Origin of the sequence: Bifidobacterium sp. (assembly GCF_051876855.1) — a bacterium.
Taxonomy (GTDB): Bacteria; Actinomycetota; Actinomycetes; order Actinomycetales; family Bifidobacteriaceae; genus Bifidobacterium.
Map to the genome: position 1 here is coordinate 3,344 of NZ_JBJEIH010000123.1, position 16,445 is coordinate 19,788.

The 16,445-nt window shown below is 60.4% G+C and carries 9 protein-coding genes; 7 read left to right on the forward strand and 2 right to left on the reverse strand.

Annotated elements, in window-relative coordinates:
• Positions 1-15: 15 nt before the first annotated feature.
• Complete coding sequence (locus tag ACI38B_RS08040; RefSeq protein ID WP_439730283.1) at positions 16-1,074, reverse strand: alpha/beta fold hydrolase; 1,059 nt, start codon at positions 1,072-1,074, stop codon at positions 16-18.
• A 137-nt stretch (positions 1,075-1,211) separates the two neighbouring features.
• Positions 1,212-3,848 (reverse strand): alpha/beta fold hydrolase, encoded by a 2,637-nt coding sequence (locus ACI38B_RS08045; protein ID WP_439730284.1) that lies wholly within the window; start codon positions 3,846-3,848, stop codon positions 1,212-1,214.
• 2,652 nt (positions 3,849-6,500) lie between these two features.
• Here ACI38B_RS08045 and ACI38B_RS08050 point away from each other — a divergent pair.
• Genes ACI38B_RS08050 through pknB form a run of 7 tightly spaced genes read left to right on the forward strand, consistent with a single transcriptional unit; the run spans position 6,501 to position 15,769 of the window.
• Complete coding sequence (locus ACI38B_RS08050) at positions 6,501-7,202, forward strand: FhaA domain-containing protein (protein WP_015449566.1); 702 nt, start codon at positions 6,501-6,503, stop codon at positions 7,200-7,202.
• A gap of 24 nt (positions 7,203-7,226) precedes the next feature.
• Complete coding sequence (locus tag ACI38B_RS08055) at positions 7,227-7,751, forward strand: FHA domain-containing protein FhaB/FipA (protein WP_439730285.1); 525 nt, start codon at positions 7,227-7,229, stop codon at positions 7,749-7,751.
• A gap of 6 nt (positions 7,752-7,757) precedes the next feature.
• Positions 7,758-9,443 carry a BofC C-terminal domain-containing protein gene (locus tag ACI38B_RS08060; RefSeq protein WP_439730286.1) on the forward strand — a complete coding sequence of 562 codons (1,686 nt, stop codon included), beginning with the start codon at positions 7,758-7,760 and terminating at the stop codon, positions 9,441-9,443.
• Complete coding sequence (locus tag ACI38B_RS08065) at positions 9,440-11,221, forward strand: FtsW/RodA/SpoVE family cell cycle protein (RefSeq protein WP_439730290.1); 1,782 nt, start codon at positions 9,440-9,442, stop codon at positions 11,219-11,221. The genes ACI38B_RS08060 and ACI38B_RS08065 overlap by 4 nt, the downstream gene beginning before the upstream one ends.
• Complete coding sequence (locus tag ACI38B_RS08070; protein ID WP_439730287.1) at positions 11,218-12,690, forward strand: penicillin-binding transpeptidase domain-containing protein; 1,473 nt, start codon at positions 11,218-11,220, stop codon at positions 12,688-12,690. The genes ACI38B_RS08065 and ACI38B_RS08070 overlap by 4 nt, the downstream gene beginning before the upstream one ends.
• Positions 12,687-13,718, forward strand: a complete 1,032-nt coding sequence (locus ACI38B_RS08075; protein ID WP_439730288.1) for a serine/threonine-protein kinase — start codon at positions 12,687-12,689, stop codon at positions 13,716-13,718. The genes ACI38B_RS08070 and ACI38B_RS08075 overlap by 4 nt, the downstream gene beginning before the upstream one ends.
• Positions 13,715-15,769, forward strand: a complete 2,055-nt coding sequence (gene pknB, locus ACI38B_RS08080) for a Stk1 family PASTA domain-containing Ser/Thr kinase (protein WP_439730289.1) — start codon at positions 13,715-13,717, stop codon at positions 15,767-15,769. The genes ACI38B_RS08075 and pknB overlap by 4 nt, the downstream gene beginning before the upstream one ends.
• The last annotated feature ends 676 nt before the right edge of the window (positions 15,770-16,445 follow it).

A 16,445-nucleotide genomic window follows, 5' to 3' on the forward strand; every position in this document is an offset into this window, starting at 1 on the left:
CGGAACCCCGGCACATCAATCATGGGCGAGCTCGTCCACATCCGCATAGAACGCGAGAATCCGCTCAAGATAGGCCCCAAGAATCTCATTCGGCATGCTGAAGATCTCATGCAGTGAGCTGGGAAAGCGCACGAGTTCGGCATTTCCCCCGGCGTTGCGCACCCAATGGATGAACCGGTTCTGCGCTTCGTTAAGCACCCACTGGTCGTGTCCCGCTTGGAACAGGAGCAGCGGGGTGTCGATATTCGCGCACGCCTGCGGTTTCTGCACGGCACGCGACAGTTTCAACGACTGTCGCACCCATTCGAAGGTCGCCGCATACGTCTGGTTGTGCGGGTCGTCGATTCGCTGCTGCTGATACCAGCGCACCCGCGCCTCGCACGCCCCCGGATAATCATTCATATCAAGTTCGGGGGTGAACTCGTTCTGTCCGAACACGATATGCTTGTCCATTCCGAGTATGCACATCAGGCTTGAGAGCAGATACGCGATCCAATTCGGCATTCCCGTCTGCGGGGCGATCATTGGGCTGGACAGGACAGCCCGGTCGAAGGTGTCGGGGTATGTTTCCAGCAGCGCGGCGCCGATACCGCCGCCCATCGAATGGCTGTACAGGAACAGCGGTCGTCCGCCCGCGTATTCCCGGCCTACTTCGAAAGCGAATTTGTTGAGGTCGGCGACGTATCGATGCCAATCGTCAATCCATACCAGGGACGGATTATCGATATCGCGTACGGAACGGCCGTGTCCGCGGTGTTCCAAGAAACACACGGAATATCCGGCGAGCAGGAAATACCAGATCATTTCGCTGTATTTCGTCGCGAATTCAGTGAAACCGTGTGATATGACGATCGCCCCGTTGAACATCGCCGTGGCGCCTTCGATATTGAGCTTGTCGAATTCCTTGGCGTCGTAGCAAACGTAATGGAGTTTGCCTTCTTTCGCCGGTTTGTCTAGCCCGGGCGCCTGCGCGGGGTCCATCCATCCTTCGGTGCTGCACTGCCTGAGTGCGGGCATGACGACGGTATCCATCTGCGCCTGGTAATGGCTTTCGTCAATGAGCGGAATGGTCATGCCACCTACTGTAGTCGAAGCGGGGTCGCCGGCGTATTGGCCATTCGCCTCCCAAATGACCAATACCCCGGCTTCATCAGCGCGTTGGTGTTGTGATTGCTGCTGTCCCTGCTGCCCTGTTGTCCCCGCTATGCTCGCTATGCCCGCGGTGCCATGCCCAGCGACTGCATCAGGAAGTCGCGCTGCAAAATGAGCAGGTTACGCGCGACTGTCGGGTCGTTGGTCATGTGGGTGATGCCGGTGAGCGGCAGGAAGGTGTGCGGCTTGCCGGCGGCCATCAGGGCTTGCGACAGGCGCAGCGAGTTGGCGATGCTCACGTTGTCATCTGCGAACCCGTGGATCAGCATGAGTGGACGGCTCAGCCCGGGCGCGTCCTCGATGATGCTGTTGGACCGGTAGGTTTCCGGGTCGAGGCCGAGATACCGTTCGGTGTAATGCGTGTCGTACAGGGTCCAGTCGGTGGGCGGGGCGCCGGCGCACGCAGCCTGCACGATTTGCGGCGCGTCAAGCACGGCGAGCGCGGACAGGAATCCGCCATACGACCAGCCGATCATCGCGACACGGTCAGTGTCCGCTTCCGGGGCCGCCTCCTGCAAGGCGCGTACGGCTTCGACTTGGTCGGCGAGTGTGACGCGCTTCATGTCGTGGAAGATTTCGCGATCCCATCGCGGTCCACGGCCGGTTGTGCCGCGCCCGTCGGCGGTGACGACCAGGAAACCTTGGTCCGCCCACCATTGAGCATCCCAGTACGCTGCTTGGCTGAGTGTGACTTCCTGATGGCCTGGGCCGCCGTACGGTTTGAGTAGGACGGGCAGTCGTTGTGCGCCTGCGTACGGGCTATCGATGCTCGGCCGGGTGATGGCGGTATACAGCCGGTGCTCGCCCAATCTGACAAACCGTGTATTCGGCGTGAATCCTGGTGTTTGAGCATGATTGGCGATGTCGGCGCGCAGATGGTTGTCAAGTGTGGGGAACCGGTCCGCGGTCGTGGGGTCGCCGTCGGCGTCGAGCGCGAAAAGATGGACCATCTGCGATTTCGCATGATCCATATCCCTGCCGGATACGACGATTCCGCGTCCGGCGCGGGATGCGGTCCACACGCCTGGCGACATGGTGACCGGCGTGATTGAGCCGTCATAGCCAAGACGCACCACGTCGAAGCTGCGGGCGTCGTGTTCGTCCGCCTGGTCGGCCCACGCGTCCGGAACGTCGGTGGCCTGCGGATTATCGGGTGTACGTTGCACGACGGCGAGCACGTCGGTGTCGCCGACGTCCAGAACCGTGCGCACCTGCCAGCCGACCGGAGTGAACGCCAAGCCGCCGACGGTGAGACGGTTAGTGTCCGTATCCATGTCGTTGAACGCGCATATCAGGCGCCCGTCCGGGGTGAATGCCGGCGTTCCAGCGATCAGATCGAGCCACTGGGGGTTCGTGTGTTCTTCGAGCACGGTGGTGGTGCCGTTGTGTTCGACTTGGAGTACCTGATCGTGGTTCTGCAGCCGGTTCTGCACGAGCAGCAGCGGACGATGCCCTGCCATCCACCGCACGACGGCGAGATACTCGTACGCCTTGCGGTCCCACGCGATGCGCCGGGCGTCCATGCCGCTGTAGTGGCCGTGCCCGTCGAATTCAAGGTCGACAAGGGTGAGGAAGACGTCCGCGTTGCGGGTCAGAGCTTGTGGATAACGACGTGAGGTCGCGTTGTGGTCGGGATTTGCGGGATCGCTGATATACCAAGTCGGTTCCGCGGAGCTGTCGAAGGTTTCGAAGATGACGGCGTTGGAGTCGGGCGACCACCAGAATCCGTCATACCGGTTCATTTCCTCGCCGGCGGCGAATTCTGCGAGGCCGATGCTCCACGTGTGTTCCGCGGGGTCGGGGCCGTTGTGGACGCCCCAGATTGCGCGGATGCCGTCGTGAAGCGGTGTGATGGCGGGGCTGTCGGGCGTGTTGGGCGCGCCGGATTCTCCGGATCCGGATTCTCCGGATTCGGATTCGGATTCGTTGGATTGCGGCCAATCCGCGATATCCACCATGACCAGATGCTCGCCGGTGGTGTACAGCACATGGCGGCCGTCCGGGCTGATGCGGGGGTTGAGCACCGGCAGCAAGTCGTTCGGATCGGTGTCGTCTGCGGTGTCGAAGGTGTCATCCTCGTCAGCGCAGGTGTGATGGGCGTGGGCGTCATCGATGTGCGGGGTGTCGTCAGCGTCCGGCGTCGCAGACAGAGCGTCAACAGCAAGCTGCCGTGTGCGCGCCCCGCAGCCGTCATCGTCGATCTGGGTGAGGAACAGCTGACCGTTGATGGTGAAGACCACGCGGTCGCCTGCCGCATCGACCGAATATGACACGATGCCTTGGCCGCCTTCGCGTGCGCGCTCGCGGCGGGCCCGTTCCGCGGCGGGAACCTCTTCAGCGTCGGTGTTGGGGAGCAATTCGCGCGGGTCGGCGAGCATGATTTCCTCGTGCGTGCCGGCGGCGGTGTCGAATGTGCTCAGCCACAGGGATGTGACGGTGTCCTCCGGGCCGTCGGAGCGCAGGAACAACGCCCGGGAACCGTCTCCGATCACGGTCGCCGAACGCGGTGCCCCGCAAGTGAACCGCAGGGTGCGGGCTTTGTGCTCCGGGAACTGTTCGATGGCGGATTGAGCGGTGGGCTGGGAGTCTGAGATGCCTGATGCGGCAGATGTTGTGTTGACGGGGATGCCTTGCGTGGCCGTGGTGGCCGAGTCGTCGCCAGCGGGGCGGACTGCGGGCGTATGAAGTTCACTCATGCTTTCAGCCTACTCTGGTGCGGACTTGCGAGGAAGGCGTCCGGTTGTCGGAAGCGGGTGGGATTGGGAGTGTGAATGTGGTGCTTCGGCTTGGGCGGTGGCATCGTGTGAGGATTGGCTCACACGGTAGCGCTGGTGATGGCTGATATCTGCTGGTTGGCTGTCCTCGACTGTGGTTGTGTGAGGATTCGCTCACACGCCGGGCAGTGCGATGGCTCTAACTGTCGGTTTGCTGGCGTCTGATGCCTCCTGTGTGAGGATTGGCTCACACGATGGGGATTGGAGGGTGTTCAGCCCTGCGGATTGGCCGTCTGCGGGTGTGTCGGTGTGAGGATTCGCTCACACAATGACTGCCGAGGTGGTCTGGACTGGGCGTTTGACCGCCTGTGGATGTGGTTGTGTGAGGTTTGGCTCACATGGTGGGGCGGCAGGCCGTATGGATTCGCGAAATCGTCGCCCTCTGGTGTGTCAATGTGAGGATTGGCTCACACGCCGGGCAGTGCGCCGGGCAGTGCGATGGCTCGGACCATCAATGTTCTGGCGTTTGATGTCTCCTGTGCGAGGATTCGCTCACACCGTGGGGATTGGAGGATGTTCAGCCCTGCGGATTGGCCGTCTGCGGGTGTGTCGGTGTGAGGACTCGCTCACACAACCGCATGCCGCGCACATCCCCGCCTGCAGCCTCAGCCTTCTGCCTCGCCCTCACATTGTTTGTGTTCATTGAATTGTGGTTTTGCGGTGTGGTCGCGGTTGCTGGGTGCGTGATGGCCGATGCAGGTGTGGACCGGGGGCGGTTTCGCGTTTCGTTTTCCGATTCAGTCCGTTATCCGGCTTGCTCGGTAGGTCGTTCTGGTGGTGGTTGATTGCCGTGGTGCAAGTAAATCAGGGGATTCTGCGGGTTTGCGGTGGTGTCGTGGCGAGTGTCCGGGTGTCTGCGGAAGCGAACGTGGTCTGGTTCCGTTTTCGTCGTGCGATTTCCGGTTTGGTCCGCGGGTTTGGGTTGTCGGATGGCTGGTGTGCCGGTGGCTGGTTTTCGTGGTGCTGGTGGATTGTTGGTGTTCTGCGGTTTTATGGTGGTGCTGTGGCTGAGGGTCTGTTGTCGGGCGGTGTTGGCGTGGACTGGATTGGTTTTCGGCTCTCGTTCTCCGGTTTGGTCCGCGGGTTCGGGCGGATGCGTGTCTGGTACGCCGCCGGCCAGTCTTCGAGGCGACGGTGAGTCCTTGGGGTTCCGCGGTTTCGTGTTGGCGCCGCGATCGAAGGCCGAATATAGTCCGTCGCTGTTGAGGGCCGGTTCCGATTTCGTCCCGTGTTCTCCGATTTGGTCCATGGATTCGGACAGGTTGGCGGGTTACGGGCTTGCAGTTTGATGTCCGGTGCGGATGGATTGTTGATATTCCACGGTTTTGTGATGTGGCTGTTGTGGGTGGGGTCGTGAAGGTTGGTGCAATTGTGGACTGGATCGGTTTTGGGGTCTTGTTCTCTGATTTGGTCCATGGTTTGGTGGATTCAGGCCGTGGGGCCGGCAATGGTTGATTGTTGTGATGTGGCCTGAACGTTGGAATTCCAAGGTTTTCGGTGTTGTCATGAGTGGTGGCCGGGTGCAGTCCTGCTCCTGCTCGGACTGGTTCCGATTTCGTCCCGTGTTCTCCGATTTGGTCCATGGATTCGGACAGGTTGGCGGGTTACGGGCTTGCAGTTTGATGTCCGGTGCGGATGGATTGTTGATATTCCACGGTTTTGTGATGTGGCTGTTGTGGGTGGGGTCGTGAAGGTTGGTGCAATTGTGGACTGGATCGGTTTTGGGGTCTTGTTCTCTGATTTGGTCCATGGTTTGGTGGATTCAGGCCGTGGGGCCGGCAATGGTTGATTGTTGTGATGTGGCCTGAACGTTGGAATTCCAAGGTTTTCGGTGTTGTCATGGGTGGTGGCCGGGTGCAGTCCTGCTCCTGCTCGGACTGGTTCCGATTTCGGCGTGTGATTCCCGATTCGGTGCCGGGGCGCCCGGTTCCCTCAACAATTCCGCCCTTCTCCTGATGGCCTGAAGAATCCTCTCACAATCCCGGCTCCCTTCCCCGCCCCGTGAACGCAATGATCAAATATGCCACCCCGGTAAGCCTGGTGAACTACTTTCATCTCTCCCATCTCTCCCGATCCATCTCTCCCAACCCACCTCTTCCACCCCAACCCTCACCTCACCTCAACCCCGCCTCCCCGAACCTCACTCCTCCCGCCTCAACCCATCTCTTCCAATCCCCTCTCAACCCAACCCACCTCCTCAAACCCTGTCTCCCCCAACACCAAGCCCTCCCAACTCAATTCAACCCACCTCTTTCAAATCCCACCTCTCTCAACCCTCCCCAGCACCCCACCTCAACCCACCTCTCTCAACCCTCCCCAACACCCCACCTCAACCCATCTCTCTCACCCCTTCCTCACCCCGCCCTCAACCCTTCCCCCAAACCCCACCCCACCTCCCAATCCCACCTCGCCCGGTCCTTCCCACAAATTCCCGTGAGCGTAATTCCTGCCCGCTTTCTGGGCGGCATCACCATCCGCGCACCATTGAATGAAGAAATTGCAAGTATTGGCGTCCGATTTTGGTCGTGGTGGCGACACAGCGTAGGATGGACGAGGATATAGAAAGGGATCACTATGAGCGTTCTCGACCGTTTTGAAAAGAGCGTGGAAGGCGCCGTCAACGGTGTGTTTTCGAAGTTCGGGTCCAAGGACCTGCAGCCCGTCGACCTGTCAAGCGCCCTCGAGCGTGAGATCGACGCTGAAGCCATGCCGGTCGGCCGCGATCGCACGGTGGCCCCGAATGAGTACCGTTTTAAGCTGAGCACCCCTGATTTCGATCGGATTGAACAGTGGGGCAGCGAGGCGCTTGCCAATGAGCTTGCGGATAATCTCACCCAGTACGCCAAGAGCCAGAATTATGCTTTTGTCGGTCCAGTTGTGGTGATTTTCGAAGAGGATCTTGACCTCAGCAAAGGCAACTTCAAGCTGAGTTCGGAATCCGTGCAGGGCAACGCAGTACCCGTCACAACCGACAACCAGTCGCAGGACAGCCCGATGCTCGAAATCAACGGCAGCCAGTATCTGCTGACCAAGCCGAAGACGGTGATTGGCCGTGGTTCCGGCTGCGACATCGTCATTGACGACCCAGGCATCTCTCGCAAGCATCTTGAAATCGACATCACCGATAACGGCGTGATCGCACGCGATCTCGGCTCGACGAACGGCACATTCGTCGAAGGGCATCAGATTCCCGCGGCCACGTTGCTTGACGGCAACACCATTACCATCGGCCGCACCCGCATCCTGTATTGGGCTTCGTCGCAGGATCAGGACTGACCCAGCCTGAGAGCGAGTTTCGTTATGCCCACCGAACTTACCTTCGCAATCCTCAAGTACGGGTATCTCATCCTGTTGTGGGTGTTTCTCTGGCTTGTCGTACGTTCCTTGCGTCGTGACATCGAGACGTTCAGTCCCCACAAATCATTGTCGCGTCGTCGCCGTGATCGTAAAGCGCGCAAGGCGTCGAAGAGTCCCACACCCGCAGCGCCGCCTGCGGGCAGATCATCCGCGCCAACGCCGCGTCAATCCGCCCAGCCGACCTTGCTGGTCGTCATAGACGGCCCGCTCGCCGGAAGTTCCGTTCCTCTGGGGAACGCGCCGATCACCCTCGGCCGTGCGGCGTCCAATACTGTCGTGCTTGATGACGAATTCGTGTCCTCGCATCACGCCCGTGTCTATCTTGATCCCACAGCCGGCTCGTGGGTGATTGAGGATCTTGGCTCCACGAACGGTACGGTGGTCAATCAGCGCCGTATCAGCGCTCCGACGGTGTTGCCCGCTCGCGTCCCTGTCCGTATCGGCGCCACGACGTTCGAGCTGAGGTGATGCCTGATGCCGAATGCAGCCAAGCAGACGTTGTTCCTTTATTCGACCACCGTTTCCGATGTCGGTACGGTTCGCAGCAATAACCAGGATTCCTCCTTCGCCGGGGAACGCCTGATCGCCATGTGCGACGGCATGGGAGGCCATGCCGGCGGCGATACCGCGTCCACCATCGCCATTCGTTCGCTTGCCCATATCGAACAGGATGACGAGCAAAGCAGTGTGGAAGCTGTGGCGCAGATGATGGAAACCTCCGTGATGGCTGCGCATGATGCGATTGTTGGCAAAGCGAAGCATGAACGTAAGCTCGCCGGCATGGGTACGACGGTGGTCGCTGTCGCTTTGGTCTCCGGGTACTGGGTGCTGACGCATATCGGTGATTCCCGCGCGTATCTGCTTCGCGACGGGAAACTGTCGCGTATGACCACCGATCACAGCTACGTACAGCATCTGATCGACACCGGCCGCATCAGTCCAGCCGAGGCGCGCAATCATCCGCAGCGCAACGTCGTGATGCGTGTGCTCGGCGATTTTGACATCGACCCCCACCCGGATATCGCCATCTGCGAGGCGCATCCGGCCGACCGCTGGCTCTTGTGCTCGGACGGCTTGTGTGGCGTGCTCGAGGATTCGACTATCGAAGAAATGCTCAGCACGGTCTCCGATCAGGAGGAATGCGCGCAGCGCTTGGTATCCATGGCATTGAAGGCCGGCAGCACAGATAACGTGACTGCGGTGATCGGTGATGCCACGCTCGCTCTTGACGCCGACGCCTTCGATTTGCCGCATCAGACCCCGTTGATTGGCGGAGCGGCAAGTGCCAGCCTCGAAACGATTGCCGATATCATGCATAAGCCGGTCGCTTCGGCTCCGGTTCTGCGAGCAGGCAAGAGCTCGCCGGCGCAGCGTGCGGCGGCGCTGGTCCAAGGCGCGGTGCACGCAGGAAAAGACAAGGCGCCTAAGGAAGAGGAGCAAGGCCCGAAATCCCGTGTCGCACAGCCTTCGCAGGTGCGTGAGGAAAACGGCGAGATTCCCAATACCGATACCGGTGAAATCCCCGTCGTCAAGAAGCGCGACGGCCGTATATCCGCCGATCCCAACGATCCGGAGGTGGCGAAGGCCATCCAGCGCGAGCAGGCGCAGCAGAAGCGGGCGCACCGCAAGCGCGTCCATCTGTCACGTCTTGGTATTGTCATCGGTGTCGTCGTAATCGTCGCCGCGTTGGTCGGTTTGGCTTTCGCCGGCTACCGGTGGAGCCAGACCAAGTATTACATCGGCGAGCATGACGGCGTCGTGTCGATTTATCAGGGCGTTCCGACGAATGTGTTCGGCGTTGAGCTGTCCCACGCCATCCAGGACACCGACATCAAGGTGTCGTCCCTGCCGCAGTCTTGGCGCGATCAGCTACATGACGGAATCGCCGTGGACAGTTTGGACGAGGCACGCAGCCATGTCAAGCTGATTGAGCAGGAGATGAAGAACTTCAAGGCGACCGAGCAGGCAAACAACAAGGGGTCTACGGATTCCAACGATTCCAAGTCGGCGAGCCCCTCGGCCAGCTCTTCCGCCAGCCCCTCGGCAAGCGGATCGGCAAGCCCGTCCGCCGCATCCAGCCCGGCTGCGGTGCGCGTTCCCCTGGTCCCCATATCAGGCGCGGCCGTATGGTCCGCCGATGCATGGGCGGTGATTGGATGATCGTCACTCGTCTGCGCCAGATGTCGTTGATGCTGTTCGCGATGGCGGTCAGCTTCATCGGCTTCTTCCAGATGTTTGAACGCACCGTTGGGTCGTTCCCAAGCGAATACATGATGCTGCTGGGCGTTGTCGCGGTGCTATTCATCATCTTGTGGTCGCTGTTGCTGAAATTCCAGCCGTACGCCAGCCAGTCGATTCTGCCGTGCGTGCTGCTGCTGACAGGCATCGGCATCACGCTCATTTCTCGCATCGACCAGCAGAAAGGCACGCATGTCGGCACGAGACAGTTGATTTGGCTGTGCTTGGCGTTGGTGCTGTGCTGCATTCTTGTGGTCTGCCTGCGTGATTATCGCGTGCTCAGGCGGTTCTCGTACGTGAGCATGGTGGCCGGCATCGTACTGTTGCTGTCCCCGATGATTCCGGGTCTGGGCAAGACGATCGGCGGCGCCCGGATCTGGATTGGCATCGGCTCGTATTCATTGCAGCCGGGTGAATTCGCCAAGCTGTTCATTGCGTTCTTCTTCGCCGCGTACCTGTTCGACCACCGTGACCAGCTCGCTGTCGGCGGCAAGAAGGTGCTGGGTCTGCAACTGCCGCGCATCAAGGATTTAGGTCCGATCGTAGTGGTCTGGGCCATGTCGATGGGCGTGCTCGTGATTCAGCGTGATTTGGGTACGTCGCTCATGTTCTTCGCGATGTTCGTGTGCATGCTGTATGTGGCGACCGGACGGAAGAGCTGGATCGTCATTGGCATTCTCGCATTCGCGGCGGGTGCGGTCATCGCCAGCCGCATGTTCGCGCATGTGGACAACCGTATCGACGCCTGGCTGCACCCCTTCGACGCTAAGGTGTATAACCGCCAGGGCGGCTCCGAGCAGTTGGTGACTGGCCTGTTTGGCCTTGCGTCCGGCGGTTTAATGGGCACCGGGCTCGGGCAAGGGCATCCGAGTCTGACGCCACTGGCGAATTCCGATTTCATCTACTCGTCCGTGGGCGAGGAACTTGGTTTGACCGGTTTGCTGGCCGTGCTCGCCCTGTATCTGGTGATCATCGCCTCCGGTTTGATTACCGCGATGAAAATCAAGGATGGATTCGGCAAGCTGCTTGCCTCAGGACTGGTGTTCACGATGGCCGTGCAGGTGTTCACCGTCGTGGGCGGTATTACATTGGTGATTCCGCTGACCGGTCTGACCATGCCGTTCATGGCCGCCGGCGGTTCCTCGCTGATTGCGAATTACATTCTGATCACCTTGCTGCTGATCATTTCGAATGCCGCGAACAAGCCCGAACCCGAGCTGACTTCCGACACCTTCCAGTATGAGGCTCTGGCCGTGCTGCGCGACCATGAGCTCAAGGAACGTGCCAAATCAGCCGCGCAGGCCGCCAAGGACGATGAAAATCAGCCTCGGCACGGTGCTCACGCAAGCCATGCGGCCCATGCGGCCCACGCCGAAGACGCAGAAGACGCCGAACAGGCAACCCAAATCGAGGATGCCCCGACCATCATGGTTGACGACGCATCGCAGTCGGAAGGGCTGTATGATGCCGAAGAGCAAGACAATCACGATGAACAGGGTGATTGGGCAGATTGGCGTGATTTCGCCGATGATGATTCTCCGGCAACGACGACCAGCCATTGGCCGACGCGCGGGGCTCAGGCAGAACAGGTCGATGACGCGCAGAACCAGGCCGCACAAGACGGGAACGCCGGCACTCCCCCGACTCCCCCGGCGCCGCCGCAATCCACGCCGCGAACGGTGAAAGGAGGAGCCCGATGAACAAGAGCCTCAGGCAGATTTTCACCATTGTCGTCATATTGTTCGTGATTCTGGGGTGCTCCACCACGGTATTCACCGCATTCCGCGCGAACGAACTGAATTCCGACCCGCGTAACCGTCGCGCGCTGTACTACCAGTTCGGCGCCCCGCGAGGGTCGATTCTCGCATCCGACGGTACCGTCCTCGCGAAGTCCGACCCTTCGAACGATGCGTTCTCCTACCAGCGCTCCTACTCGAGTGGTGAGGAATACGCGCCCGTCACTGGCTTCTTCTCCATCAGCCAGAACGCCGACCGCGGCATCGAAGCGTCGAGAGCCGCGTTGCTCAGCGGTACGTCAAACGCGCTGGCGGTACAGAAATTCAAGGCGCTGCTTACCGGAACCGAAAACAAGGGCGCATCCATCGAAACGTCCATCAGCACGAAACTTCAGGATGCCGCCTATCAGGCGCTCTCCAGCCAAGGCTATGACGGCGCGGTTGTCGCCATCGTACCGAAGACCGGCAGAATCGTCGCGATGGTGAGCACGCCCAGCTACGACCCGAATGTGCTTGCACAGCATGATACGGCGAAAGTCAACAACGCTTACGCTCAGCTGACATCGAACTCGACTAATCCAATGCTCAACCGCACGATTTCGGAACTGTATCCGCCCGGGTCCACGTTCAAGACGGTTGTCGCGGCGGCGGCGTTAGAAAGTGGCAAATACCAGGCCGATACCCAGATTCCCGCCGGCAGCGCCTACACGCTGCCGAACACGGCGACCCAGCTGACGAACGCCACCCCGGCGGCGAACGGCACCAACGGGCAGATTTCGCTGTCCGACGCCCTCGCCTATTCGTCGAACACCGCGTTCGCCCAGCTGGGTGTCGCACTCGGCGAGAATGCGATTGCCGAACAGGCGAAAAAGCTCGGATTCGGCCAGTCGATCACCGTGGATGGTTCCGCTTCCACCGGCAGCCCGATGAAGGCGGTCGCCTCCACCTTCCCGTCGAATCTGCCTTCGGACAAGCTCGCTCTCGCGTCCATCGGCCAGGGTGATACGCTCGAAACCCCGCTGCAGAACGCGATGATCGCCGCGGCCATCGCCAACGGCGGCACGCTGATGCAGCCGACACTCGTTGACCGGGTGCGCGCAAGCGATTTGTCGACGATTTCGGAAACCAGCCCCACGGTCATGTCCCAGGCGATGAGCTCGAACACCGCTTCCGCGCTGACCGGCATGATGGAGGACGTGGTCACCAAGGAAAGCCCGACGCTCGCCATCGACGGCGTCAAAGTGGCGGCGAAAACCGGCACCGCGCAGATCGGCGCGGGCAACCAATCGACCGACGCATGGGTGATGGGCTTCGCTCCCGCAGACAACCCGCAGATCGCGGTCGCTGTTGTGGTACATAATGTCAATACATTCGGTGTTACCGCTGCCGGGCCGATTATGAAGCAGGTGATAGAGGAGGCGTTGAAGCAGTGAAACTGATTGAAGGACAGCTGATTCATCGCCGCTATCGCTTGGACCGCAGACTTGCGCAAGGTGGTATGGGCGAAGTCTGGAAGGGCTACGATATCCAGCTTGGGCGCCCTGTCGCCATCAAGGCGCTGCGCAGCGACGCGGCCAACAGTGAGGCGAAGCTGCGTCGTTTGCGTGCCGAGGCCCATAATTCCGCGAACCTCGCTCATCCCAATATCGCCGCGCTGTTCGAATACTACGAGCATGATGGCATCGGCTTCCTCGTCATGGAATACGTGCCGAGCAAATCCTTAGCGGATATCTATCACGAAAAAGGCGCGATGGACCCCACCGAGTTGCTGCCGATTCTGATTCAGGTGGCGCGTGGACTGTTTGTGGCCCATTCGCATGGCGTGATTCACCGCGATGTCAAACCGGCGAACATCATGGTTTCCGATGATGGAGAAGTGAAAATCACGGATTTCGGCGTGTCGTACTCCACAAATCAGGAACAAATCACCCAAGATGGCATGGTGGTCGGTACAGCGCAATACATTTCCCCCGAGCAGGCACAGGGTAAGCAGGCGACAGCCCAGTCGGACATTTATTCGCTGGGAGTCGTGGCGTACGAGGGGCTGTGCGGGCATCGCCCGTTTACCGGAGCGACCCCGGTCGATATCGCGGCAGCCCATGTGAACGAGGCTGTTCCGCCGTTGCCTGACACGGTTGATTTGCAATTGCGGCAATTTGTGATGTCCATGCTGGCCAAGGATCCGCGGGATCGTCCGAAAGACGCTCTCGTGGTGTCGCGCACGCTGTCACGTATTGATCGGCGGCTGATGGACCAGGAAACCAAACTGAGCGACGACACGACCATCGTGCCGTCCCACGGGCGTCTGCCCCGAAGGGTGAGCAGTACGCCGCATGTCGGCGCGGCGGCCACGGCAGGTATGCCGGACGGACAGCAGCCGAAACAAGTATTCATTAGCGGGACTGCGGAGCCGCGGACAGTGAGTTCGACATTCCGCCCGCAATGGAAGGAGCAGCAATGAGCAGCAGTGTACCCACTTCGTTGGCGAACGGCCGATATCAGCTCGGTCAGCTCGTTGGCCGGGGCGGCATGGCGGAGGTGCGTGTGGCGCTCGACAAGCGTCTGGGACGTACCGTCGCCATCAAAATCATGCGCTCCGACCTCGCCAATGACGAGATCTTCCTCACGAGGTTCCGCCGTGAGGCCCATTCGGTTGCGCAGATGAACAACCCGAACATCGTGAACATCTACGATTCGGGCGAGGAGACCATCGTCAACGACAGCGGGCAGACCGAGCGGGTGCCATATCTGGTGATGGAATACGTCAAGGGGCAGACCCTGCGCGACATCATCAAAGCCAACGGCCCACTCAGCCAGCGTGACGCCGAACAGGTGATGCTTGGGGTGCTCAACGCGCTCGAATACTCGCATCGCATGGGCATCATCCACCGCGATATCAAGCCCGGCAACATCATGATCTCCGACCAAGGTGTCGTCAAGGTCATGGATTTCGGCATCGCGCGCGCCTTGGACGATTCCGCCGCCACGATGACCCAGTCGCAGGGTGTGGTCGGCACCGCGCAGTACCTCTCCCCCGAGCAGGCGCGCGGTGAGACTGTCGATATGCGATCCGACCTGTATTCCGCCGGCTGCGTGCTGTATGAGATGCTGACCGGCCGTCCGCCGTTCACCGGCGATTCCGCGGTCGCCATCGCCTACCAGCACGTCTCCGAGGCTGCGACTCCCCCGAGCGCAGTGATTCCCGGCTTGCCGAAGATGTGGGACAACATCTGCGCGAAAGCCATGGCGAAGGACCGCCAGAACCGGTATGCGACCGCAACCGAGTTCAAGAACGACATTCTGACCTTCATGAACGGCGGCGTGCCGATTGCGGCGACGTTCAACCAGTTGACCGATTTGGCGAACCCCGTGGCGCGCGGCGGCGAGACTGCGACCCAGGTGATGACCCCTCCGCAAGTCACCACGCAGACCAATCCGGTGATGCCGGTGACCACGAATCCTTTCGTGGAGACGGGAGATGGTGAAACGCGTGCGCAGCAGCGTGAGGCGGAACAGAAGCGCAAGAAGAAGCGCATCATCATCGCCGTGGTTTGTGCCATCGTCGCGATTGCCGCAATCTGCGGTATCGTGTTTGCGCTTACGCATTCCAAGAAAACGCAGATGGTCACTGTCCCGACCTTCTCCTCCTCCACCACCGAAGCGGGCGCTGAGGCGAAGCTTGAGGCGGCGGGGCTGAAGATCAAGGTGGAAACAGATACGAATTCCACCGAGCCGAAGGGCACGTTCACCAAGCAGTCCCCGGCGGGCGGCAAGAAGGTGGCAGCCGGTTCGACGGTCAAAGTGTGGTTCTCGGCCGGACCGTCAACGGGAACGGTTCCTGATGTGAGCGGCAAATCGCAGGATGATGCGCGTTCGGCGCTTGAAGCGGCCGGATTCAAGGTGGCCGCGAGCACGCAGACTGAGGACAGCGACACGGTGGCCAAGGACAATGTGACGCGTACGAGCCCGGCGGCCGGGTCCAAGCAGTCGAAGGGCACGACGATTCTGCTGTACATCTCTTCGGGCATGACCAAGGTGCCTGATGGCCTGGTCGGCCAGTCGAAGGATACGGTCCTCAAGACCTTGCAGGAGCGCGGATTCAACACGTCTGTCGAGGAGGAGAACTCCGATACGGTGCCTTCCGGCGCGGTGACGCGACTTGACCCGGTGCCTGGCACCTCAATCGAGCAGGGATCCACAATCAACGTATACGTGTCCAAGGGCAAGGAACAGGTGACTGTCCCCTCGGTTGTCGGGGCAACGTATGCGTCGGCGAAGTCCACGCTCGAAGGTCTCGGTTTCACGGTGTCCAACTCCACGCAGGGTGCGAAGGACACCGATCTGGTGACCGCGCAGAACCCGACTGCCGGAACGCAGGCGGATAAGGGCGCCTCGATTACGCTGACCACCAAGTCTGCGTCGTCGTCGGCATCGTCGTCAACGTCCTCATCCTCGGGCTCGACGTCGCAGGGAACGGACAACCAGCAGGGAAGCGGTCAGAGCGGGCAATAACGGCTGACAGCTATCTGCTAGCAAACGCGTGATGGCCCGGAACACTGCATCGGTGGTGTTTCGGGCCATCACGTTGTTGGGGGTGTTGCGTTAACCGTTGTGGGTCTCCTGCTTCTGTGCCCAGCCGGTTACGCTGGCGGCCGAGTCCGGTGCTGGTGCAGACTGGATCGGGTTTCAGGCGTCGTTATCCGATTTGGTCCGTGGTTCGGGTGGTTCAAGCGGCTCGCTTGGCAATGATTAATTATCGTGGTGTGTGCGGATTATTGGTATTCCGTGGTTTCGCGGTGGTGCTGTGGTTGGTGGCCCGGTGTTGGTGGGTGTTGGTGTGGACTGGTTCCGATGTTGTGGTGTGATTCGCGGTTTGGTTCGCGGATTTGGTCGGTTGTGTGGCCGGTGTGCCGGTGGCTGTTCTCCGTGTGTTTATGGGATTGTTGGTATTCTGCGGTTTTGCGGGAGTATTGTGGCTGGCTGGCGCGTCGCAGTTGGTCCTGTTGTGGACTGGATTGGGTTCCGGGTGTCGTTTTCCGATTTGGTCCGTGGTTCAGTCAGCATGGGCGACTGGGCTGAGGGTATGTGATAGTGATGATGCAGTCGGTTCATTGGAAACTCGTGGTTTTCCGATGTGACCGTGGCCGCCGGTGGATGGTGGTTGGTCCTGTTGTGGACTGGATCGCTT